The sequence below is a fragment of the Pectobacterium versatile genome (assembly GCF_003932035.1).
Taxonomy (GTDB): domain Bacteria; phylum Pseudomonadota; class Gammaproteobacteria; order Enterobacterales; family Enterobacteriaceae; genus Pectobacterium; species Pectobacterium versatile.
In genome coordinates this window covers 4,657,639-4,679,798 of the sequence record NZ_CP034276.1, presented here as the reverse complement: position 1 = coordinate 4,679,798, position 22,160 = coordinate 4,657,639, and the positions used below count along the sequence as shown (strand labels likewise).

The 22,160-nt window shown below is 49.9% G+C and carries 18 protein-coding genes, 2 tRNA genes and 2 rRNA genes; 20 read left to right on the top strand and 2 right to left on the bottom strand.

The window, feature by feature from the left end; all coding sequences use genetic code 11:
* Nucleotides 1-42 precede the first annotated feature (42 nt).
* The 8 genes from EIP93_RS21200 (at nt 43) to yjfF (ending at nt 8,519) form a co-directional block, all read left to right on the top strand.
* Nucleotides 43-2,952, top strand: a 23S ribosomal RNA gene (locus tag EIP93_RS21200).
* Between the two features lie 125 nt (nt 2,953-3,077).
* Nucleotides 3,078-3,193: ribosomal RNA gene (gene rrf, locus EIP93_RS21195) — 5S ribosomal RNA — on the top strand.
* 52 nt (nt 3,194-3,245) lie between these two features.
* Nucleotides 3,246-3,322, top strand: a tRNA-Asp gene (locus tag EIP93_RS21190).
* Between the two features lie 54 nt (nt 3,323-3,376).
* Nucleotides 3,377-3,452, top strand: a tRNA-Trp gene (locus tag EIP93_RS21185).
* 440 nt (nt 3,453-3,892) lie between these two features.
* Nucleotides 3,893-4,849, top strand: coding sequence for a galactofuranose ABC transporter, galactofuranose-binding protein YtfQ (ytfQ, locus tag EIP93_RS21180; RefSeq protein WP_116586405.1), 957 nt, complete (start codon nt 3,893-3,895; stop codon nt 4,847-4,849).
* A gap of 190 nt (nt 4,850-5,039) precedes the next feature.
* Entirely contained in the window at nt 5,040-6,560 is a 1,521-nt protein-coding gene (ytfR, locus tag EIP93_RS21175) for a galactofuranose ABC transporter, ATP-binding protein YtfR (RefSeq protein WP_125233233.1), read from the top strand.
* Complete coding sequence (ytfT, locus tag EIP93_RS21170; RefSeq protein WP_103971734.1) at nt 6,547-7,557, top strand: galactofuranose ABC transporter, ATP-binding protein YtfT; 1,011 nt, start codon at nt 6,547-6,549, stop codon at nt 7,555-7,557. Before ytfR ends, ytfT begins: the two co-directional genes overlap by 14 nt.
* On the top strand, nt 7,557-8,519 hold the full coding sequence (yjfF, locus tag EIP93_RS21165; RefSeq protein ID WP_095700899.1) for a galactofuranose ABC transporter, permease protein YjfF: 963 nt from the start codon (nt 7,557-7,559) through the stop codon (nt 8,517-8,519). Before ytfT ends, yjfF begins: the two co-directional genes overlap by 1 nt.
* Before the next feature lie 21 nt (nt 8,520-8,540).
* Here the strand turns inward: yjfF and hdfR are convergent, their stop codons facing one another.
* Nucleotides 8,541-9,368, bottom strand: a complete 828-nt coding sequence (hdfR, locus tag EIP93_RS21160) for an HTH-type transcriptional regulator HdfR (protein WP_039487968.1) — start codon at nt 9,366-9,368, stop codon at nt 8,541-8,543.
* Between the two features lie 120 nt (nt 9,369-9,488).
* Here hdfR and EIP93_RS21155 point away from each other — a divergent pair, with 120 nt between their 5' ends.
* Nucleotides 9,489-9,827, top strand: a complete 339-nt coding sequence (locus EIP93_RS21155) for a MaoP family protein (protein WP_010283921.1) — start codon at nt 9,489-9,491, stop codon at nt 9,825-9,827.
* A 102-nt stretch (nt 9,828-9,929) separates the two neighbouring features.
* Complete coding sequence (locus EIP93_RS21150; protein WP_125233232.1) at nt 9,930-11,105, top strand: IS4 family transposase; 1,176 nt, start codon at nt 9,930-9,932, stop codon at nt 11,103-11,105.
* Nucleotides 11,106-11,175: 70 nt separating this feature from the next.
* Here the strand turns inward: EIP93_RS21150 and EIP93_RS21145 are convergent, their stop codons facing one another.
* The gene (locus EIP93_RS21145; protein ID WP_103862736.1) at nt 11,176-12,702 is read right to left on the bottom strand and encodes a YifB family Mg chelatase-like AAA ATPase; all 1,527 of its coding nucleotides are present in this window, start codon (nt 12,700-12,702) and stop codon (nt 11,176-11,178) included.
* A gap of 407 nt (nt 12,703-13,109) precedes the next feature.
* Here EIP93_RS21145 and ilvL point away from each other — a divergent pair, with 407 nt between their 5' ends.
* The 10 genes from ilvL (at nt 13,110) to EIP93_RS21095 (ending at nt 22,136) form a co-directional block, all read left to right on the top strand.
* Complete coding sequence (gene ilvL, locus EIP93_RS21140; protein WP_071531109.1) at nt 13,110-13,208, top strand: ilv operon leader peptide; 99 nt, start codon at nt 13,110-13,112, stop codon at nt 13,206-13,208.
* A gap of 140 nt (nt 13,209-13,348) precedes the next feature.
* Nucleotides 13,349-14,995, top strand: coding sequence for an acetolactate synthase 2 catalytic subunit (gene ilvG, locus EIP93_RS21135; protein WP_125233231.1), 1,647 nt, complete (start codon nt 13,349-13,351; stop codon nt 14,993-14,995).
* Between the two features lie 78 nt (nt 14,996-15,073).
* A complete protein-coding gene (gene ilvM / locus EIP93_RS21130) occupies nt 15,074-15,334 on the top strand; it encodes an acetolactate synthase 2 small subunit (protein WP_010294673.1) in 261 nt (86 codons plus the stop codon).
* A 25-nt stretch (nt 15,335-15,359) separates the two neighbouring features.
* Nucleotides 15,360-16,286: a branched-chain amino acid transaminase gene (locus EIP93_RS21125; RefSeq protein WP_039508688.1), complete on the top strand. Its 927-nt coding sequence runs from the start codon at nt 15,360-15,362 to the stop codon at nt 16,284-16,286.
* Between the two features lie 268 nt (nt 16,287-16,554).
* The gene (gene ilvD, locus EIP93_RS21120; RefSeq protein ID WP_125233230.1) at nt 16,555-18,405 is read left to right on the top strand and encodes a dihydroxy-acid dehydratase; all 1,851 of its coding nucleotides are present in this window, start codon (nt 16,555-16,557) and stop codon (nt 18,403-18,405) included.
* A gap of 5 nt (nt 18,406-18,410) precedes the next feature.
* A complete protein-coding gene (gene ilvA, locus EIP93_RS21115) occupies nt 18,411-19,955 on the top strand; it encodes a threonine ammonia-lyase, biosynthetic (protein WP_103862741.1) in 1,545 nt (514 codons plus the stop codon).
* Between the two features lie 296 nt (nt 19,956-20,251).
* Nucleotides 20,252-20,461 (top strand): hypothetical protein, encoded by a 210-nt coding sequence (locus EIP93_RS21110; RefSeq protein ID WP_014916966.1) that lies wholly within the window; start codon nt 20,252-20,254, stop codon nt 20,459-20,461.
* Nucleotides 20,462-20,489: 28 nt separating this feature from the next.
* Entirely contained in the window at nt 20,490-20,969 is a 480-nt protein-coding gene (locus EIP93_RS21105; protein ID WP_116586408.1) for an Hcp family type VI secretion system effector, read from the top strand.
* Nucleotides 20,970-21,108: 139 nt separating this feature from the next.
* On the top strand, nt 21,109-21,699 hold the full coding sequence (locus EIP93_RS21100) for a lysozyme family protein (RefSeq protein WP_125233229.1): 591 nt from the start codon (nt 21,109-21,111) through the stop codon (nt 21,697-21,699).
* The gene (locus EIP93_RS21095) at nt 21,696-22,136 is read left to right on the top strand and encodes a lysozyme inhibitor LprI family protein (protein WP_095700890.1); all 441 of its coding nucleotides are present in this window, start codon (nt 21,696-21,698) and stop codon (nt 22,134-22,136) included. Before EIP93_RS21100 ends, EIP93_RS21095 begins: the two co-directional genes overlap by 4 nt.
* Nucleotides 22,137-22,160: the final 24 nt, after the last annotated feature.

Sequence of the window (22,160 nt, the reverse complement as noted above, 5' to 3'; positions counted from 1 at the left end):
ATCGCAGCGCGATGATGTCTTTAAGACACCTTCGGGTTGTGAGGTTAAGCGACTAAGCGTACACGGTGGATGCCTAGGCAGTCAGAGGCGATGAAGGGCGTGCTAATCTGCGATAAGCGTCGGTAAGCTGATATGAAGCGTTATACCCGACGATACCCGAATGGGGAAACCCAGTGTGTTTCGACACACTATCATTACGTGAATACATAGCGTAATGAGGCGAACCGGGGGAACTGAAACATCTCAGTACCCCGAGGAAAAGAAATCAACCGAGATTCCCCTAGTAGCGGCGAGCGAACGGGGAGGAGCCCAGAACCTGAATCAGTTTGTGTGTTAGTGGAAGCGTCTGGAAAGTCGCACAGTAAAGGGTGATAGTCCCGTACACAAAAATGCACAAATTGTGAGTTCGATGAGTAGGGCGGGACACGTGACATCCTGTCTGAATATGGGGGGACCATCCTCCAAGGCTAAATACTCCTGACTGACCGATAGTGAACCAGTACCGTGAGGGAAAGGCGAAAAGAACCCCGGCGAGGGGAGTGAAATAGAACCTGAAACCGTGTACGTACAAGCAGTGGGAGCCTTGATTAATCAGGGTGACTGCGTACCTTTTGTATAATGGGTCAGCGACTTATATTCTGTAGCAAGGTTAACCGTATAGGGGAGCCGCAGGGAAACCGAGTCTTAACTGGGCGTTAAGTTGCAGGGTATAGACCCGAAACCCGGTGATCTAGCCATGGGCAGGTTGAAGGTTGGGTAACACTAACTGGAGGACCGAACCGACTAATGTTGAAAAATTAGCGGATGACTTGTGGCTGGGGGTGAAAGGCCAATCAAACCGGGAGATAGCTGGTTCTCCCCGAAAGCTATTTAGGTAGCGCCTCGTGAATTCATCTTCGGGGGTAGAGCACTGTTTCGGCTAGGGGGTCATCCCGACTTACCAACCCGATGCAAACTACGAATACCGAAGAATGTTATCACGGGAGACACACGGCGGGTGCTAACGTTCGTCGTGAAGAGGGAAACAACCCAGACCGCCAGCTAAGGTCCCAAAGTCATGGTTAAGTGGGAAACGATGTGGGAAGGCACAGACAGCCAGGATGTTGGCTTAGAAGCAGCCATCATTTAAAGAAAGCGTAATAGCTCACTGGTCGAGTCGGCCTGCGCGGAAGATGTAACGGGGCTAAACCATGCACCGAAGCTGCGGCAGCGACACTCAGGTGTTGTTGGGTAGGGGAGCGTTCTGTAAGCCGTCGAAGGTGGCCTGTGAGGGTTGCTGGAGGTATCAGAAGTGCGAATGCTGACATAAGTAACGATAATGCGGGTGAAAAACCCGCACGCCGGAAGACCAAGGGTTCCTGTCCAACGTTAATCGGGGCAGGGTGAGTCGACCCCTAAGGCGAGGCTGAAAAGCGTAGTCGATGGGAAACAGGTTAATATTCCTGTACTCGGTGTTACTGCGAAGGGGGGACGGAGAAAGCTAGGTTATCCGGGCGACGGTTGTCCCGGTTTAAGCGTGAAGGTGGATGACTTTGGTAAATCCGGGTCGTCATTAACACTGAGGCGTGATGACGAGTCACTACGGTGATGAAGTAACCAATGCTACGCTTCCAGGAAAAGCCTCTAAGCTCCAGGTAACATCAAATCGTACCCCAAACCGACACAGGTGGTCAGGTAGAGAATACTCAGGCGCTTGAGAGAACTCGGGTGAAGGAACTAGGCAAAATGGTGCCGTAACTTCGGGAGAAGGCACGCTGATGGTAGGTGAAGTGACTTGCTCATGGAGCTGAAATCAGTCGAAGATACCAGCTGGCTGCAACTGTTTAATAAAAACACAGCACTGTGCAAACACGAAAGTGGACGTATACGGTGTGACGCCTGCCCGGTGCCGGAAGGTTAATTGATGGGGTCAGCCGCAAGGCGAAGCTCTTGATCGAAGCCCCGGTAAACGGCGGCCGTAACTATAACGGTCCTAAGGTAGCGAAATTCCTTGTCGGGTAAGTTCCGACCTGCACGAATGGCGTAATGATGGCCAGGCTGTCTCCACCCGAGACTCAGTGAAATTGAACTCGCTGTGAAGATGCAGTGTACCCGCGGCAAGACGGAAAGACCCCGTGAACCTTTACTATAGCTTGACACTGAACCTTGAGCCTTGATGTGTAGGATAGGTGGGAGGCTTTGAAGCGTGGACGCCAGTCTGCGTGGAGCCAACCTTGAAATACCACCCTTTAATGTTTGATGTTCTAACGTGGGCCCGTGATCCGGGTTGCGGACAGTGTCTGGTGGGTAGTTTGACTGGGGCGGTCTCCTCCCAAAGCGTAACGGAGGAGCACGAAGGTTAGCTAATCCTGGTCGGACATCAGGAGGTTAGTGCAAAGGCATAAGCTAGCTTGACTGCGAGAGTGACAGCTCGAGCAGGTGCGAAAGCAGGTCTTAGTGATCCGGTGGTTCTGAATGGAAGGGCCATCGCTCAACGGATAAAAGGTACTCCGGGGATAACAGGCTGATACCGCCCAAGAGTTCATATCGACGGCGGTGTTTGGCACCTCGATGTCGGCTCATCACATCCTGGGGCTGAAGTAGGTCCCAAGGGTATGGCTGTTCGCCATTTAAAGTGGTACGCGAGCTGGGTTTAGAACGTCGTGAGACAGTTCGGTCCCTATCTGCCGTGGGCGTTGGAAGATTGAGAGGGGTTGCTCCTAGTACGAGAGGACCGGAGTGAACGCACCACTGGTGTTCGGGTTGTGATGCCAATTGCATTGCCCGGTAGCTAAGTGCGGAAGAGATAACCGCTGAAAGCATCTAAGCGGGAAACTTGCCTCGAGATGAGTCTTCCCTGGGTACTTGATACCCCTGAAGGGCCGTTGAAGACTACGACGTAGATAGGCTGGGTGTGTAAGCGTAGCGATACGTTGAGCTAACCAGTACTAATGACCCGAGAGGCTTAACCTTACAACACCGAAGGTGTTTTGAGAGTGACTCAGAGAGATTTTGATAATCAGCTTGTTTTAGGATTGGTTCTGATGGTTGTGCGAGAGCGAAAGCGAAGCATGACGGTTGGAATGAAACAGAATTTGCCTGGCGGCGATAGCGCGGTGGTCCCACCTGACCCCATGCCGAACTCAGAAGTGAAACGCCGTAGCGCCGATGGTAGTGTGGGGCTTCCCCATGTGAGAGTAGGGAACTGCCAGGCATCAAATTAAGCAGTAAGCCGGAGCGATCTGGTGGTTGTAGAGAAATTCGGTGGAGCGGTAGTTCAGTTGGTTAGAATACCTGCCTGTCACGCAGGGGGTCGCGGGTTCGAGCCCCGTCCGTTCCGCCACTTATTTAAAATTATGCCTGCTAACTTTAGCAGGCATAATGTTAAGCGTAATTTAGGGGCGTAGCTCAGTTGGTAGAGCACCGGTCTCCAAAACCGGGTGTCGCGAGTTCGAGTCTCTCCGCCCCTGCCAAATAAAACCCTTCACGTTATCGTGAAGGGTTTTTTTTGATCTGTACTTTATGCTCGATCCTGTCTTGTATCCTTCTTTCCAATTTCTCCGTTATTTCTCCCCTTTGGATGTCTAATTAGTCTAACGTGTTGTTATTTAATAGATAAAATCTTCTGATGTGTTGTTGATAGATCGTGCTGATTTAGCTGTAAATATGCACAAAATCACCGTAATACCAGGTTGTGAACTTGCTCATTCATCTTGTTCGATATTTGAACTAAAACTATCTACAGCCTGAGTGAACGGTAAATCGTTTTTCAGAACGATCCTTCAGGTTGCATTCACTTGTTAGTGATACCTGCCAACATCACATCGGTAGCGCTATAGCAGAAATTTGTAGCGCTATGTTGTACCTGAAATCTGACTAAGTAGCTGTAAGACTACGCAGAAGGAGTTTAAGTATGTACAGACGTTTACTGGTAGCTGTTGCTGTAAGCACGGCGTTATGTGGTGCCGTACAGGCAAAACCCTTAACTGTTGGTTTTTCCCAGATTGGTTCAGAATCAGGATGGCGTTCTGCGGAAACTAAAGTATCAAAGCAGGAAGCCGAGAAGCGTGGAATAACGTTAAAAATCGCTGATGCTCAGCAGAAGCAGGAGAATCAGATTAAGGCTGTGCGGTCGTTCATCGCTCAGGGTGTAGATGCCATATTTATTGCACCAGTCGTCGCAACAGGTTGGGCGCCAGTCTTACAGGAAGCTAAAGAAGCAAAAATCCCAGTGTTCCTGCTTGATAGAACGATTGAGGTTAGCGATCCGTCGTTGTACACCGCTGCTATCGCCTCTGATAGCATCTATGAAGGAAAAGTAGCAGGGGAGTGGCTTGTGAAAGAGGCTGCTGGCAAACCTTGTAATGTTGTTGAATTACAGGGAACGGTTGGGGCTAGCGTTGCGATAAACCGTAAGAAAGGGTTTGCTGAAGGTATAGCTTCAGACCCACAGATAAAAATTATTCGTTCACAGTCGGGAGACTTTACTCGAAGTAAGGGTAAAGAGGTCATGGAAAGCTTTATTAAAGCGGAGCAGAACGGAAAGAATATCTGTGCGGTTTATGCACATAATGATGATATGGCTATAGGCGCTATTCAGGCAATTAAAGAAGCTGGTCTGAAACCTGGTTCACAAATAAAAGTTGTATCCATTGATGGTGTCCCTGATATTTTTAAAGCCATGATGAATGGCGAAGCTAATGCTACCGTTGAATTAACACCTAATATGGCTGGACCTGCTTTTGATGCTTTATTAGCGATGAAGAAGGACGGGAAACAGCCTGAAAAATTCATTCAAACCGAATCACGTTTATTACTGCCTGACACGGCAAAACAGGAATATGAAACCAAGAAAGACCTTGGTTATTGATATTTATATTGTGGATGTATCATTGATATAAATTTTTCTAAATACCTGGCAGAAATATGAATATGGGAAAGTGGGCTTGCTATGTTTTTTGTACCGTTCAATGACGGGACAGTGAATATTGTCAGCCTACTTACCATAATATTACTCAGGTGTGACGTAGCCTTGTTAAGTTGTCGCATAGGTGATGCTGATGGAAACGACACGGTTGTTAGATATTCGGGGCATGAGCGTTGAGTTTCCGGGGGTAAAAGCATTAGATCAAGTGGACTTCACGCTTAATCGTGGCGAAATAGTGGCACTATTAGGAGAGAATGGCGCAGGGAAATCAACATTAATTAAGGCGTTGACTGGTGTTTATCATCGCTCATCTGGTGACATTATCCTCGATGGTATTGCGATTAATCCTGTCAATACGGCCCATGCTCAGTCATTGGGTATTGGTACGGTCTATCAGGAGGTCAATCTATTACCTAACCTGTCCGTTGCGGCAAATCTATTTATTGGCCGTGAGCCCACTCGCTGGGGCATCGTGGATCAACATAAAATCCTGCGTCAGGCCGAAGCGCTTTTATTGAATTATGGGCTGATGATCGATGTTAGCCATCCGCTTGGTAATTACTCCATCGCAGTTCAACAAATTGTAGCGATTGCCAGAGCTATCGATCTTTCCGCTAAAGTTTTAATTCTTGATGAGCCCACTGCAAGCCTTGATGCAAAAGAAGTCGATATGCTGCTGGATATATTGCGGAAGTTGCGCGATCGCGGAATCGGAATGATATTTGTGACGCACTTTCTGGATCAGGTTTACCGCATTAGCGACAGAATTACCGTTTTACGCAATGGACGGCTAGTTGGAACATTGCCTGTTGCGGAATTACCACGTATTGAATTAGTCCAAATGATGCTGGGGCATAGTTTTGATGAAACGTTACTGAAGCGTAGCAAACATAGTGACGTCTCAGGGGAGCCCATCGTGCAGTTTAAACATTATGGTCGGCGTGGCTTGATTAATGACTTCGAGCTTTCCGTGCGCCCGGGAGAAATCGTTGGCCTTGCTGGTCTACTGGGTTCCGGTCGGACAGAAACCGCGCAGCTGATATTTGGTATTAATGTGCCTGATGCTGGAGAAGCAAGCGTTGATGGTAAACAAGTCAGTATTCGCACACCGCGTGCAGCAGGAAAGCTCGGCTTTGGCTATTGCCCTGAGGATCGTAAGACTGACGGCATTGTCGGTGCAGCAACGGTACGAGAGAACATCATTCTGGCGCTTCAGGCGCAGCGCGGCTGGCTGAAGCCTATTTCCCTACGTGAGCAAACCCGTATTGCTGAAAAATTTATCAGCCTGTTAGGGATTCGTACGCCCAGTCCAGAGCAGGAAATTCAGTATCTATCGGGTGGGAATCAGCAAAAAGTCCTGCTATCGCGCTGGCTGGCGACAGAACCGCGCTTCTTGATTTTGGATGAACCAACACGAGGGATCGATGTCGGTGCACATGCTGAAATTATTCGCCTGATCGAAAAACTGTGTGAGCAGGGGATGGCTTTACTCGTGATCTCTTCTGAATTGGAAGAACTGACCGGTTATGCGGATCGCATCATTGTGCTGCGTGACAGGCAGCACGTTGCGCATCTCGAACATAATGAGATCTCGGTTGCCGCAGTGATGCAGGCAATCGCAGTACAAACGGGAGCAGCTGATGACAGACAATAACGTCAAACCTGCCAAAAAAGTCCGCCTAACGTTCACCAAAGGGGTGCCACAGCTTCTCGCGCTCGTTGCCATCTTGTTGATTGATAGCATGGTCGCGCCCAACTTCTTCTCCCTCCACATTCAGGATGGGCGCTTGTTCGGTAGCCTTATCGACATCCTTAACCGCGGTGCACCCGTTGCGCTGCTGGCATTAGGTATGACGTTGGTGATTGCCACCGGCGGTATCGACTTATCGGTGGGCGCAGTTATGGCGATTGCTGGAGCGACGGCCGCAACACTGACCGCTGCTGGTCATCCACTCCCTTCTGTATTACTGATTGCTCTATTGGTTGGTGCGCTGTGTGGGCTATGGAACGGTTTTCTGGTTGCGGTGTTACAGATTCAGCCGATTGTAGCGACGTTAATGCTGATGGTTGCCGGGCGAGGCATTGCTCAGCTGATTACCGAAGGTCAAATTATCACGTTTGATAACGCCGGGTTGGCTAAGCTGGGCAGCGGAACCCTGTTCTATCTACCCATGCCAGTGATTATTGCCTGCGTAATGCTGTTGGCGCTGTGGATTTTGACGCGTAAAACGGCGCTTGGGCTATTTATCGAGTCTATCGGTATTAATTTGCGATCGGCCCGCAACGCTGGCGTGAGTACGAAGCTGGTATTGGTCGCAGCTTATGTCATATGCGGCGTGTGTGCGGCCGTAGCGGGCGTTATCGTCACGGCAGATATCCGCGGGGCGGATGCGAACAACGCGGGCCTCTGGCTGGAATTAGACGCGATTCTGGCTGTGGTGATTGGTGGCGGTTCGCTACTTGGGGGCCGTTTTAATTTGCTGCTCTCTGTCGTCGGTGCCTTGATTATTCAGAGTATGAATACTGGCATCCTGCTGTCTGGCTATCGGCCGGAATTCAACCTGGTTCTGAAGGCACTCGTCGTTCTGCTGGTTTTGGTTATGCAATCCCCGCGTATTTCGCTGCATCACTTGTTCAGGAGGAAAACATAATGTTGAAACGCCATTTCCCCCTGTTGATGACGATTCTGGTCTTTATTGCTGGCTATTTATTCTGTCTCAGCCAGTTTCCTGGTTTTGCTTCGACGCGAGTGTTCTTTGATTTACTGACGGATAACGCTTTTCTGGGGATCGTGGCGGTTGGGATGACGTTTGTCATCCTGTCTGGCGGGATCGATCTCTCTGTTGGGTCAGTCATTGCATTTACCGGTGTGTTACTGGCCAAATTGATCGGTACGTATGGCATTGATCCTTTCTTTGCGTTCGCAATAGCGCTGGTGATGGGCGCAATGTTTGGTGGGTTGATGGGATGGATTATCGACACGCTGAAATTGCCTGCTTTTATTATTACGCTGGCAGGTATGTTCTTTGTCCGAGGAATGAGTTTTATCGTCTCACAGGAGTCGATTCCAATCGATCATCCGGTCTATAGCCAACTGGCGGGTTTAGCATGGCGCATGCCGGATGGGGGAAGGTTTACCTTTCTGGCGTTAGTGATGTTGATTGTGGTGCTGTTGGGGATTGTGATAGCGCATCGAACCCGTTTCGGTAACCGTGTTTATGCGATTGGTGGTAGCAGCTATTCTGCGGAACTGATGGGGGTGCCTGTCAGGCGAACTACGATTCATATCTACATGCTTTCCAGTACGTTAGCGGTGCTGTCAGGTATTGTGTTCTCTCTCTACACCTCTGCGGGTTATGCTCTGGCGGCAAGTGGTGTGGAGTTGGATGCCATCGCAGCTGTCGTGATTGGTGGCACACTACTGACCGGCGGTGTTGGTACCGTATTGGGAACCCTATTTGGCGTACTGATTCAGGGCCTGATTCAAACGTATATCACGTTTGACGGGACCTTGAGCTCATGGTGGACAAAAATCGTCATTGGTTTCCTGTTGTTTGCTTTCATTGGGTTACAGAAAGCATTAAGCACATTCTGGTTAGCCAGACGTGCTTAAGTTGGTCGTGAGCAAAATCGCTCATGGATTAATCACAATAGGCGTTTTCAGCAACTGACGAATCATCGTCTGTTGATCGCTGTTTTGTAACCAAACAGCGTAAAACGGGCGCACGACGGGCTGACTGTCGCCGACTATCCGCAGGTTGGAGTAGGTTTGTAACCAATGGCTGGGTAAAAACGCGCAGCCGCCGGTTGTTTCAAGCAATTGACGGGTTAACTGGGCCGACGTTGTTGTCAAAACAGGAAGCTGATCGCTGGTTAATAGGCGGTGTTCCTGCTGATGAAAGTCTGCGCCCCACTCCAATTTTATATAAGGCAGTTCCTGTCCGGGTGGGTGCGCTTCTGCTGCAAACAGCGAAAGGGAGAAATTGCCCAGCAGCTGGCTTGCCAATTCTTCCATTTTGGGCTGTTCGGTCGTAATCAACAGATCCAATTGACGCTCATGGAGTTGTTTTACCAGCGAGTGGCGTAAGGCAATGCGCGCTTCTAGTTGGAGCAGTGGGCGCTGTTGGTACAGCGATTGTAGCCAGGGAGTCAGATAGGCTTCCCAGAGCGACGCGGTTGCCCCTACCGAAAGCAGGCTGTGTTGTTGCGAGCGTGCGACCTCTTTTTTAGCGATCTGCCAGGTACCGATAAGGCTTTCTGCATAGGGCAGAAGCCGTTCGCCCGCGGGCGTCAGGCGTATATTGTTTCGATGGCGCGTGAACAGGTTGGCACCAAGCTGCGTCTCTAACTGGCGAATCCGAAAACTCACCGCTGACTGCGTGAGATACAGGGATTCGGCGGCACGGCCAAAGTGTCTTGTCCTGCTGACTTCCAGAAAGGTTTTTAGTAATTCGGTATCCACGCCCATCTCCAAAAAAATTTTGTCGTAATGATTTAAATGTTTTGTTTTACACAATGTCAAGCCTATCTAATACTCCGCGCCATAAACAACACGACCATAGAAGAATTAGGAGCGTGTAAGATGGCAGAAAGCTTCTCTACCACTAATCGTTTTTTTGATAACAAGTTCTACCCGCGTGGTTTTTCCCGACATGGCGACTTTACGATTAAAGAAGCACAATTGTTGGAGCGCCACGGTTACGCGTTTAACGAGCTGGATTTGGGTAAACGTGAACCAGTGACTGAGGAAGAGACATCGTTTGTTGCAATGTGCCGCGGCGAACGTAAAGCGGAAACGGAACTGGAAAAAATCTGGTCCAAATATCTGGATCGTATTCGTCGTCCTAAACGCTTCCATACGTTGTCTGGTGGTAAGCCGCAGATGGATGCAGTGGAAGAATACACTGAAAGCGATGATTAATTAAGAATGGGGCGTTAGCCCTGACGGCTCCCCATAAATAAAGACAGGCATAGAAGGTTGTGATCTACTTAGTGTTCCACCAAAAAGTAAGGTCACTCCTCTATGCCTGCTTCACAAGTTTGCCATAAATTTTTCAGTCAGTCCCTAAACTCACTTCATCAGTACCGTAAAAACGCCCTGCTCGATATGACCGTTGCCCTGACTCGTGGTGCTTCGCTCTCCCTTACCAGTATTGGCAGATACCTGCCTGGCTCGGCACGTGTTAAGCACAAGATTAAGCGTGTTGACCGGCATCTCAACAGCGACCTGATGTTCAGCGATATTCCCGCTGTCTACCAGCAACTTGTATCCCGTCTCACGCGCGATCTTTCATTATGCGTTATTGCTGTTGACTGGAGTGGCTATCCATCATCGGAACTCAGCGTTTTACGGGCAAGTTTATTATGCGATGGCAGAGCTATCCCGCTGATGAGTAAAGTCGTTTCCTCTCAATACCAGAATAACTCTACCGTCCAGAACGACTTTCTCGATCAGATGGCTGCCGCCATCGGCAAAGATAAACAGGTCATTGTCGTGACCGATGCAGGCTTTCGTAGCAGCTGGTTTCACCATATTCGCTTTCTGGGCTGGCATTTTGTCGGACGTGTCAGAGGTAGCCTCTACTTTCAGATAGCCGGGGATGAAGGATGGCAGATGGCGCGGGATATCACGTCAGTTGCTAAGCCATGCTATCTGGGATTTGGGCGACTGGCGCGCAGCGCCAGCCGTGACTGCCTCGGGCATTTCTATACGGTTCATAAGCGGGCCACGGGCAGGAAAGGCAGCCAGCGCTTCCCTAAAACGGACAGGATGTACCGTAAAAATGCGCGCGAACCGTGGCTGCTTTTTACCAGCCTGATGGGATATAAACCACGTGAGATAGTCAAAATTTACAGTCGCCGTATGCAGATAGAGCAGAACTTTAGAGATGAGAAAAGTGAACGTTATGGCCTGGGGCTGCGGGCAAGTAAAAGCCGGGGAGAAAAGCGACTATCCGTGCTTTGTCTGGTCGCAACGCTCTACAGCATCATCATGTGGCTGACGGGATACTACCTTGAAAGTAAGGGGATAAATCGATGGTTTCAGGCGAACAGTGAGAAATCACGAAGGGTATTGTCGTATCTGACGTTGAGTGAAAATGTCATCCGGCAGTCGCCGGGACTCCTGTCGGGAATGAACCCCGACAGGGTTTATGCAGACATAGTGAGAGCCTATCGAAACATCATCATGGTGTATTGATGATGTTTCTGGGGATCCCTCAGGGCGTTAGCCCCATTTCCTTTTGTGACGAACCCATATAGCGCTCTCGCTATTCAAGGCTTTTGTGGAGCTGGATGAGCAATCGATCCATACAGCGATAGCTCAGCGCTTCGGCAAGGTGTTTTCTCTCAATGTTGTCCCGATCGCCGAGGTCAGCGATCGTGCGCGCGACTTTCAATATCCTGTGCCACGCACGTACGGATAAGCCAAGTTTGTTCATCACCTCTTCCAAATAGGTCGCATCAGCCATCTCCAATCCGCAGTGTTTTTCTATTTCACGTGAAGTGAGTAGTGCGTTGATTTTATTTGCCCGCTTCAGCTGTATTTGCCGTGCGGTCAGCACGCGTTCGCGAATCGTCGCGCTGCTTTCGCCTTGATAATGTTGCTGAGATAAAACCCCTGGTGGTAGCAAAGGAACTTCGATTGAAAGGTCAAAGCGATCCAAAAAGGGACCGGAAAGTTTGCTGAGATAGCGCAGTATTTGTTGTGCTGGCAATCGGTTATGAATGCCCTGATAGTGTCCTGATGGACTGGGATTCATTGCGGCAACGAGCTGCACGCGTGCTGGGTAGCATACTTTGGCCCGCGTGCGGGAAATGATAATTTCACCGGACTCCAGAGGCTCTCGTAGTGAGTCCAGGACGCGCCGCTCAAACTCTGGTAATTCATCCAGAAACAGCACTCCATTGTGGGCGAGCGAGATTTCTCCAGGTTTGGGCAGCGACCCTCCGCCCACGAGTGCAGCCATCGAGGAACTATGGTGAGGCGCTCTGAATGGCCTAGCCCGCCAGTGCGTCATGGTGGCATCAATGTTGATTAGGCTGTTGATGGCGGCGCTTTCCAGCGCTTCTTCATCGCTTAACGGCGGCATCAGATTGCCTAATCGACTCGCCAGCATGGTTTTCCCTGTTCCCGGTGGCCCTAGCAAGAGCAGGTTATGACCGCCTGCCGCCGCGATTTCCAACGCGCGTTTAGCTTGCTCCTGACCGATGATATCTTTCAGATCGAGCGTATCTTCCCCTATCTGTGGAACGGGCGTCATGTCGGAACAACTGAGCAATTCCTCTTCTCCGCTGAGAAAAGCACACACGTCCAACAAATGCCCGGCCATTAGCGCTTCACCCTGCGGTATCAGCGTCATCTCCCGTTTATTGTCATCTGGCAGGATAAGCTGGCGGCCTGACTTGATGGCTTCTAATGCGGCGGGAATCGCGCCATTGACGCCACGTAAGGTGCCAGACAGACCGAGTTCGCCAAGAAACTCGTAGCGGCTTAGCTTTTCACCATCGATTTGTTCTGAGGCCGCCAGAATCGCCAGAGCAATCGGCAGATCGTAGCGTCCCCCTTCTTTTGGCAGGTCTGCGGGAGCGAGATTGACCGTGATGCGCTTTGCTGGAAAGGTAAATCCGCAATTGATGAGTGCGCTGCGCACGCGATCGCGCGCTTCCTTGACGGTGGTTTCAGGTAAGCCCACCAGTGTTAGGGCCGGCAGCCCACTGCTGATGTGAACTTCGATATAAACGTCCGGTGCTTGTACACCAATCATTGCCCGAGTATAGGTAACTGCCAATGACATGCTATTTCCCCTTTGCTGATGGTTTGCATCATGTCTGGCAAGGGAGAAGAAGTAGAGACCGTCTTCGCCACTCTGCGCGGCGGTGTCATGAAATAATTCTCTGTTGCAGTAATGAATAAAATTTGTGCGCGATGTGCCGCAATTATGTAGGGTGAACCGATCGCTTAACGCTATCCAATGATCGACGACCCCCGCTTTCATCTGCCATGTTTCTCGGACAACGCTCATTTTTACGCCAATGAGAGAAAATAATTTGGTGTGCTTTTACCTTATGATTACGTTGTATTTTTTTCCGTATCATAGGTAATCCTTACAGGTGGCAATGAAAAAAAATGGTTGTCAGGCCATGTCTGACTGTGATAACTCTGTAGGCATTCGTTCGACATAAGATTAATGAACAACCTATTATGAAAGCCCTATCCCTAGTGATTAGCCTAGTCGTGATTAGCGTGGTGGTGATTATTATCCCACCGTGCGGGGCTGCACTTGGACGAAGAATGGCTTAGAAATCAAGGCCTAATTCAAGAAAACCCCCGCACCGAAAGGTCGGGGGTTTTTTGTTGGGCGTAATCTATAACGGAAAGGAACAGAAAATGAACATCAGCATAAAATTCTGTTATTCCCATAAGATGTCGGGGAAATAACTATGAATGGAGCACAGTGGGTGGTTCAAGCGTTGCGAGCGCAGGGAGTGGAAACCGTTTTTGGTTATCCGGGGGGCGCGATAATGCCAGTCTATGATGCACTTTATGACGGCGGCGTTAAACACCTGCTGTGTCGCCACGAGCAAGGCGCGGTGATGGCGGCGATTGGCTATGCTCGCTCCACGGGCAACGTGGGCGTCTGCATTGCGACATCTGGCCCAGGAGCGACGAACCTGATCACTGGTTTGGCCGATGCGCTGCTGGATTCTGTCCCTGTGGTCGCGATCACCGGGCAGGTGGGATCGGCGCTGATTGGCACTGATGCTTTCCAGGAGATCGACGTGCTGGGGCTGTCGCTGGCCTGTACGAAACACAGTTTTCTGGTTGAGTCTCTCGAATCACTGCCGGAAGTGATGGCAGAAGCGTTCGCGATTGCCAACAGTGGTCGTCCAGGCCCTGTTCTGGTCGATATTCCTAAAGACATTCAGCTGGCAGTGGGGGATTTCACTCCAAACTTTGCGCCTGTTGTTAACGATGTCGATTTCCCCGAGCAAGATATTGCGCAGGCGTACGCTCTGCTGGCGAAAGCGCAAAAACCGGTGCTGTACGTTGGCGGTGGGGTCGGCATGGCGAATGCGGTTCCGGCACTGCGTGAATTCCTGAACGTAACGGATATCCCTTCCGTTTCTACCCTGAAAGGGCTGGGTGCCGTGGATGCCAATCATCCCTATTACCTCGGTATGATTGGTATGCACGGCACGAAGGCGGCGAACCTGATTGTGCAGGAGTGCGATTTGTTAATCGCGGTCGGGGCGCGTTTTGATGACCGCGTGACCGGCAAACTGAACGCCTTCGCGCCTCACGCCAGTGTTATTCATATGGATATCGACCCAGCAGAATTGAGCAAATTGCGTCATGCTAATGTCGCGTTGCAAGGCGATCTGAAAGCGATATTACCCGCGCTGCAACAGCCGCTGAACGTCAGCGCGTGGCGCCAGCAGGCGACCATGATGAAGGCGGAATACCCGTGGCGTTATGATCATCCTGGCCAGGCGATTTATGCGCCTGCGTTGCTGAAAACGATTTCTGAACGAATGGATGCAGACACTGTGGTCACAACCGATGTGGGCCAGCACCAGATGTGGGCTGCACAGCATATGACGTTCAGCCGTCCTGAAAATTTCATTACCTCCAGCGGCCTCGGTACGATGGGCTTCGGCGTACCCGCTGCGGTAGGCGCACAGGTTGCGCGCCCGGACGACATGGTTATCTGCATTTCCGGCGACGGATCTTTCATGATGAACGTTCAGGAATTGGGCACCATCAAACGAAAACGGCTGCCGTTGAAGATCGTACTGCTGGATAACCAGCGGTTAGGCATGGTGCGCCAGTGGCAGCAGTTATTCTTTGATGAACGCTACAGTGAAACCGACCTCTCCGATAACCCTGATTTCCTGACGCTGGCAAGCGCGTTTGATATCCCCGGCCAGCGCATCACCCGTAAAGATCAAATTGATGTCGCGCTGGATGCCCTGTTTAACAGCGAAGGACCCTATTTATTGCACGTATCGATTGATGAATACGAAAACGTTTGGCCACTGGTCCCGCCGGGTGCGGGCAACGAAACGATGCTTGATAAAACCAAGTAAGGCTCGATAAAACCAAACTAAGCTCGACAAAACCGAACAATGGCCGACTTACACAGAATAAGTGCTGGAGACAACAGAATGACACACCATCAACTTTCGATTCAGGCGCGCTTTCGTCCCGAGGTTCTGGAGCGTGTATTGCGTGTTACCCGCCATCGCGGTTTCAAAGTTTGCGCGATGAATATGGTGCAAACCACCAATGCCGATCACATTAATATTGAACTGACCGTTGCCAGCCATCGTTCGGTAGATTTATTGTCAACGCAATTGAGCAAGCTGTTGGATATTGCCTGCGTTGATATTCAACCGATGACGACATCACAGCAGATCAGCGCCTAACGCAAAAGAGTAAGGAAAAAGAAGAATGACAAAAAAAGCGGATTACATTTGGTTCAATGGTGAGATGGTTCCATGGGCTGAAGCAAAAGTACACGTCATGTCGCATGCCCTGCATTATGGCACCTCGGTCTTTGAAGGCGTTCGTTGCTACAATTCACATAAGGGCCCGGTGGTTTTCCGTCACCGTGAGCACATGCAACGTCTGCGTGATTCGGCAAAAATCTATCGTATGCCCGTCGCGCAAAGCGTAGATGAGCTGATGGAAGCCTGTCGTGAAACGCTGCGTAAAAATAACCTGACCAGCGCCTATATTCGTCCACTGGTGTTCATTGGTGATGTGGGGATGGGTGTTAACCCGCCAGATGGTTATCAAACCGATGTGATCATCGCAGCCTTCCCGTGGGGCGCGTATCTGGGTGAAGAGGCGCTGGAAGCAGGCATCGATGCGATGGTGTCGTCCTGGAATCGCGTGGCGGCGAATACCATTCCAACCGCCGCAAAAGCGGGTGGCAACTATCTGTCCTCCCTGCTGGTGGGTAGCGAAGCGCGTCGCCACGGCTATCAGGAAGGGATCGCGTTGGATGTCCACGGCTATGTTTCCGAAGGTGCGGGTGAGAACTTGTTTGAAGTGAAGGACGGTATTATCTTCACGCCGCCGTTTACCTCTTCGGCGCTGCCGGGTATTACGCGTGACGCTATCATCAAACTGGCGAAAGACGCAGGATATGAAGTGCGTGAGCAAGTGTTATCCCGCGAGTCACTGTATCTGGCCGATGAAGTCTTCATGTCCGGTACTGCGGCAGAAATTACCCCCGTGCGTAGCGTCGACGGCATTCAGGTCGGTGCTGGTAAACGCGGCCCAGTCACCAAAGCCTTGCAGCAGGCGTTCTTTGGCCTCTTTACGGGTGAAACCGAAGATAAATGGGGCTGGTTGGATCCGATAAATCGTTAAATTATATACCCTAAATAGTTCGAGTTGCAGGACAAAACGTGTTCGTTTTGAATAACGCAAAGCGTTAGCCCTTTAGGGCGATGCTCAGTCATGAGCATCGTAACGCGGCGACGCAGAGAATCCTCAGGAGCTTACATCAGTAAGTGACTGAGGTGAGCGAGGAATGCCAACGCACATGCAGCTTGAAATATGACGGGTATAGAGACAGACAGTCAGGCGGTGATACGTTCCGTCATCGCCAAATTCGTAATTTTTGGAGTAAAAGAGCATGCCTAAGTACCGTTCAGCCACAACCACACACGGCCGCAATATGGCGGGTGCCCGAGCCTTGTGGCGCGCCACCGGGATGACCGACGACGATTTTGGTAAACCGATTATCGCGGTGGTTAACTCCTTCACCCAATTCGTGCCGGGCCATGTGCACTTGCGCGATCTGGGGAAACTGGTTGCCGAGCAGATCGAAGCCTCCGGCGGCGTCGCGAAAGAATTTAACACCATTGCGGTTGATGACGGTATCGCGATGGGGCACGGCGGTATGCTCTATTCCCTGCCTTCCCGTGAACTGATCGCCGACTCCGTGGAATACATGGTCAATGCCCACTGTGCGGATGCAATGGTGTGTATTTCCAACTGCGACAAAATCACCCCAGGGATGTTAATGGCGTCGCTGCGCCTGAATATTCCGGTGATTTTTGTTTCTGGTGGCCCGATGGAAGCAGGGAAAACCAAGCTTTCCAACCAAATTATCAAGCTCGATCTCATCGATGCCATGATTCAAGGTGCAAACCCTAACGTCAGCGATGCCGACAGTGAGCAAATTGAACGTTCCGCCTGTCCGACCTGTGGATCTTGTTCAGGGATGTTCACGGCGAACTCCATGAACTGCCTGACCGAAGCCTTGGGGCTCTCTCAACCAGCCAATGGTTCATTGCTTGCGACACATGCCGATCGTAAGGAGCTGTTCCTGAACGCGGGCACGCGCATCGTGGGTCTGGCGAAACGCTATTACGAGCAGGATGATGCAAGCGTATTGCCACGCAACATCGCTAACAAAGCCGCGTTTGAAAACGCCATGATTCTGGATATCGCCATGGGCGGTTCCACCAATACCGTATTGCACCTGCTGGCCGCGGCGCAGGAAGGTGAAATTGATTTCACCATGTCTGATATCGACCGCCTTTCACGTAAGGTGCCACACCTGTGTAAAGTCGCGCCTAGCGGTCAGAAATACCATATGGAAGACGTACACCGTGCTGGTGGGGTTATCGGTATTTTGGGCGAGCTGGACAGAGCCGGTCTGCTGAACCGTGAAGTCAACAACGTGCTGGGTAAAACGCTGCCGGAAACGCTGGAAGCCTACGATGTGATGCTGACGAAAGATGAAAGCGTGAAGCGTATGTATTCTGCTGGCCCAGCGGGTATCCGTACGACTAAAGCGTTTTCTCAGGATTGTCGCTGGGATTCACTGGATACCGATCGTCAGGAAGGCTGTATTCGCTCGCGTGAATATGCTTACAGTCAGGATGGCGGGTTGGCCGTGCTGTACGGCAACATTGCGCTAGATGGTTGCATCGTGAAAACCGCAGGCGTTGATAAAGATAGCCTGATTTTCCGCGGCCCGGCAAAAGTCTACGAAAGCCAGGACGACGCGGTAGCAGCGATTCTGGGCGGAAAAGTCGTGGCGGGCGATGTGGTGGTTATCCGTTACGAAGGGCCGAAAGGTGGGCCGGGAATGCAGGAAATGCTGTACCCGACGACCTACCTGAAATCGATGGGATTGGGTAAAAGCTGTGCGCTGATCACCGACGGACGCTTCTCCGGCGGCACCTCTGGCCTGTCTATCGGCCATGCGTCTCCTGAAGCTGCAAGCGGTGGCACTATTGGTCTGGTGAAGGATGGCGACATGATTGCCATTGATATTCCTAACCGCAGTATTGCGCTGGATGTCGCGGAGAATGAACTGGCAATCCGCCGTGAAGTGGAAGAGGCGAGAGGCGAGCAGGCCTGGACGCCACATAACCGTGAACGTCAGGTATCTTTTGCGCTGCGTGCGTATGCCATGCTGGCAACCAGCGCAGATAAAGGCGCTGTGCGGGATAAAAGCAAGCTGGGAGGCTAATGCTGATGGCTGTGTCACAACCTCTTCCTGCCGCGCCGGGAGGCGCGGAATACCTGCGGGCGATCTTGCGGTCGCCAGTGTATGAAATCACGCAGGTCACACCGCTGGAGAAGATGGATAAGATCTCTTCGCGGCTGGGTAATGTCATTCTGGTAAAACGTGAAGACAGACACGCGGTGCACAGTTTCAAGCTGCGTGGCGCGTACGCGATGATGGCGGGTCTGAGCGATGAGCAAAAATCACACGGTGTGGTAACGGCATCAGCCGGTAACCATGCGCAGGGTGTTGCACTTTCCTCCAGCAAACTGGGGATTAAATCGCTGATTGTGATGCCGGTAGCGACGGCTGATATCAAGGTGGACGCGGTGCGGGGTTTTGGCGGCGAAGTGCTGCTACACGGCGCCAACTTTGATGAAGCCAAGGCCAAGGCTATTGAGCTGTCAGAGCAGGAGCATATGACCTTTCTGCCGCCGTTCGATCATCCTGCGGTGATTGCCGGGCAGGGCACGCTGGCGATGGAACTACTACAGCAGGATGCGCATTTGGACCGCGTGTTTGTGCCGGTTGGTGGTGGTGGCTTGGCGGCAGGTGTTGCCGTGCTGATCAAACAGCTGATGCCGCAGATTCAGGTGATTGGCGTGGAAGCGGAAGATTCCGCCTGTCTGCGTGCTGCACTGGATGCGGGTCAACCGGTCGATCTGGCTCGTGTCGGGCTGTTTGCCGAAGGCGTGGCGGTGAAACGTATCGGCGATGAGACTTTCCGCCTGTGTCGGGAATATCTGGATGACGTGATTACTGTCGACAGCGATGCCATTTGTGCGGCAGTGAAAGATCTGTTCGAAGATGTCCGTGCGATTGCTGAACCCTCTGGGGCGTTAGCCTTGGCGGGGATGAAAAAATACATCCAACAGCATCAGATTAAGGGCGAGCGTCTGGCACATATTCTGTCCGGTGCAAACGTCAACTTCCACGGGTTACGTTACGTTTCCGAGCGTTGCGAGCTAGGTGAACAGCGTGAAGCCTTGCTGGCCGTGACGATCCCCGAGAAACAGGGAAGCTTCCTGAAGTTTTGCCAACTGTTGGGCGGCCGTTCTGTTACCGAGTTCAACTATCGCTACGCGGATGCCAAAGACGCCTGTATTTTTGTCGGTGTGCGTTTGACGCGCGGCTATGCGGAACGGCAGGAGATCATCGCCGAGCTGTCCGCAGACGGTTATGAAGTGGTGGATTTGTCCGATGATGAAATGGCGAAGCTGCACGTTCGCTATATGGTCGGCGGACGCCCTTCCAAACCACTCCAGGAACGGTTGTATAGCTTTGAGTTCCCAGAGTCGCCGGGCGCATTACTGAAATTCCTGCATACGCTGGGGGCGCACTGGAATATTTCTCTGTTCCATTACCGCAGCCACGGTACGGATTTTGGCCGCGTGTTGGCTGCGTTCGAACTGAATGCGGGCGATCGGGAATTCGAGCAGCACCTACAGGCGCTGGGCTATGAATGCCACGACGAAACCAATAACCCAGCGTTCCGCTTCTTTTTAGCAGGTTAATTGCTGAGTGTTCCCCTAACGCCGCCGATGGTGTTTCACCGTCGGCGGCGTTATCTTTAATGCTATCTGACAGCAACAGGGATGGCATCTCTTTATGGCAACGCAGTTCACAGGTTTTCTCAAGCGGGTTTAACGTTTCTTCAGCAGTTTTCTCAAGGCGTTGTTGAATAAATCTAATTGCAGTGTGTTATTAATTTAAAATCAATTATTCATTTTTTCTAATTCCTTTAAATATTGCTAATTATTATTTTCTAGGTTAGTTTGATGAAACGTGGAATAACACATGGAGACCGAGTATGAAAAATAAAGAAAAACTTGCCATTCAGTTAAATGAACAATTAAAAAGTAGCCTTATTAATAGTTCGTTACCTCCTGAAGAAATACTCGCATTGATGATGAAGCTATGCCTTTCTCTGATGCAGGTGACTCAAAGTAATCTTGTGGAAATGAAGACGTCAGATGGGCGAAAACTTTCACTCAAGCTCGATACGCCATCAGTGCATTAACAATATTTACTCTTAGAGGCCGCTAGAAATGTCGAGTATTATCTATTTAGAATTGACGGGCGATAAACAGGGGTTAATTTCTTCTGGTTGTTCAACATTACAATCAATTGGTAATAGAAGTCAAATTGGTCATGAAGATCAAATTCAAGTATTAAGTTTAAACCATTCAATGAGTCATGATGATAATCTATCTTGTCATCCCGTTGAAATAATTAAACTTATCGATAAGTCGTCACCGTTGCTTGGCGTTTCTACCTCTTCCAATGAAAAGCTAAGTGCAAATTTCTTTCTGTATAGGATAAATTCCGCCGGGCAACTTGAGCTGTTTTATGTCATTAAGTTAACAGATGCTCGCATTGTTGACATTTCTTGTCACTATCCACATTCGATTAATGATAATGACGTCATGCCATATGAGAAGGTTTTATTAAAATATAATTCCATATCATGGGAGCACAAAGTTGCGGGAACATCAGGTTATAGTATCTGGAATGATAGTGGTATTTAGTTTTATTTGGTAATAGAACATTCAGCCATTGATAATTATGTTATTCATGGCTGCTTTTATTAACTAATTCATCACTAACCTGAAGAGATGCTAATTAGCTTCGCACATTGGTGCTTATTAATAAAAAGGAATTTACTCAATGCTAAGAGTACCTCAAGGACAAATAACCTTTGATGGCGAAGGGAATGATGTTCCCAATAGCCCTTTTTTTAGCCGAGTCGTTCACTGGCCAGGAAATCCTGAATCAGGTGTGACTCTGGGGCGGGGTTATGACATGGGGAAGAGAACCAAGGGCGAAATTTATTCGGATATGCTCAGAATTGGTATTGGAAGTGAAAAAACGAGTTTAATAGTGACGGCGGCTGGATTAAAGAGCAGTGCTGCCGCCACTTTCGTGAAAGAGTACAAAGGAAAAATTGGTGTGATTACACATCAACAGCAGGTGGATTTGTTTAATATGATTTATGGTGGGTATATAAAAATAGCGAAAAATCGATACGCAGATTATTCCGCTAATGTACCTGATAGGGCGAACTGGAATGAGCTTCACCCTGCTATCAGAGATATTCTGGTGGATCTTGCCTATCAAGGGATTCCTGGAAGGAAGACGATTCCTGTTGCCGCAAAAAATGATATCGATCTGTTAATAAAGTTTATAGAGAATGAGCCTGAGTTGCTAAAATATGAGGCTGCAAGAAATCGAGCGGGCTATTTAAGGATGAAAAAATGAAAAATGTCTATTTATGTATGTTGATGCTATTTTCTGTGAACGGTATATCGCCTGCGTTTGGCGAGATTTACTGGAGCAAACTGGACGTAATGGAAAAAACGCTATGTAAAGATCTGATGAAAGAGGGCGGTTATAATAAAGTTGATCTATGTATTAATCTGATGCTCTCGGATTCGACAGAAAAACTGGAGAAGAGGAATAAAGAAATAACAGATGATTTATCTAAACTTGAATCTTTTGAAAATTTTGAAGATCTTTCTAAGTTTTTAAAGATGGAGCAAGCTGCGTGGAAAGATTATATTGATAGCCGTTGTTCATATAAACAATTGGTATTCATAAAAGATAGTCCTATTTATTTTTCCAGTCATCGTCTTTGCCATGCTGTAGAAAATTACAGACGGATCGAGTCGCTAGAAGGTGAGCTTAATATCCCTTAATGCTCATCCTTTGGATAAGTGTGT

Bases quoted from the DNA above. Each gene is read 5' to 3' on its own strand.
- ytfQ (WP_116586405.1), top strand. From the start codon at position 3,893: ATGTACAGACGTTTACTGGTAGCTGTTGCTGTAAGCACGGCGTTATGT.
- ytfR (WP_125233233.1), top strand. From the start codon at position 5,040: ATGGAAACGACACGGTTGTTAGATATTCGGGGCATGAGCGTTGAGTTT.
- ytfT (WP_103971734.1), top strand. From the start codon at position 6,547: ATGACAGACAATAACGTCAAACCTGCCAAAAAAGTCCGCCTAACGTTC.
- yjfF (WP_095700899.1), top strand. From the start codon at position 7,557: ATGTTGAAACGCCATTTCCCCCTGTTGATGACGATTCTGGTCTTTATT.
- EIP93_RS21155 (WP_010283921.1), top strand. From the start codon at position 9,489: ATGGCAGAAAGCTTCTCTACCACTAATCGTTTTTTTGATAACAAGTTC.
- EIP93_RS21150 (WP_125233232.1), top strand. From the start codon at position 9,930: ATGCCTGCTTCACAAGTTTGCCATAAATTTTTCAGTCAGTCCCTAAAC.
- EIP93_RS21145 (WP_103862736.1), bottom strand. From the start codon at position 12,702: ATGTCATTGGCAGTTACCTATACTCGGGCAATGATTGGTGTACAAGCA.
- ilvL (WP_071531109.1), top strand. From the start codon at position 13,110: ATGAAAGCCCTATCCCTAGTGATTAGCCTAGTCGTGATTAGCGTGGTG.
- ilvG (WP_125233231.1), top strand. From the start codon at position 13,349: ATGAATGGAGCACAGTGGGTGGTTCAAGCGTTGCGAGCGCAGGGAGTG.
- ilvM (WP_010294673.1), top strand. From the start codon at position 15,074: ATGACACACCATCAACTTTCGATTCAGGCGCGCTTTCGTCCCGAGGTT.
- EIP93_RS21125 (WP_039508688.1), top strand. From the start codon at position 15,360: ATGACAAAAAAAGCGGATTACATTTGGTTCAATGGTGAGATGGTTCCA.
- ilvD (WP_125233230.1), top strand. From the start codon at position 16,555: ATGCCTAAGTACCGTTCAGCCACAACCACACACGGCCGCAATATGGCG.
- ilvA (WP_103862741.1), top strand. From the start codon at position 18,411: ATGGCTGTGTCACAACCTCTTCCTGCCGCGCCGGGAGGCGCGGAATAC.
- EIP93_RS21110 (WP_014916966.1), top strand. From the start codon at position 20,252: ATGAAAAATAAAGAAAAACTTGCCATTCAGTTAAATGAACAATTAAAA.
- EIP93_RS21105 (WP_116586408.1), top strand. From the start codon at position 20,490: ATGTCGAGTATTATCTATTTAGAATTGACGGGCGATAAACAGGGGTTA.
- EIP93_RS21100 (WP_125233229.1), top strand. From the start codon at position 21,109: ATGCTAAGAGTACCTCAAGGACAAATAACCTTTGATGGCGAAGGGAAT.
- EIP93_RS21095 (WP_095700890.1), top strand. From the start codon at position 21,696: ATGAAAAATGTCTATTTATGTATGTTGATGCTATTTTCTGTGAACGGT.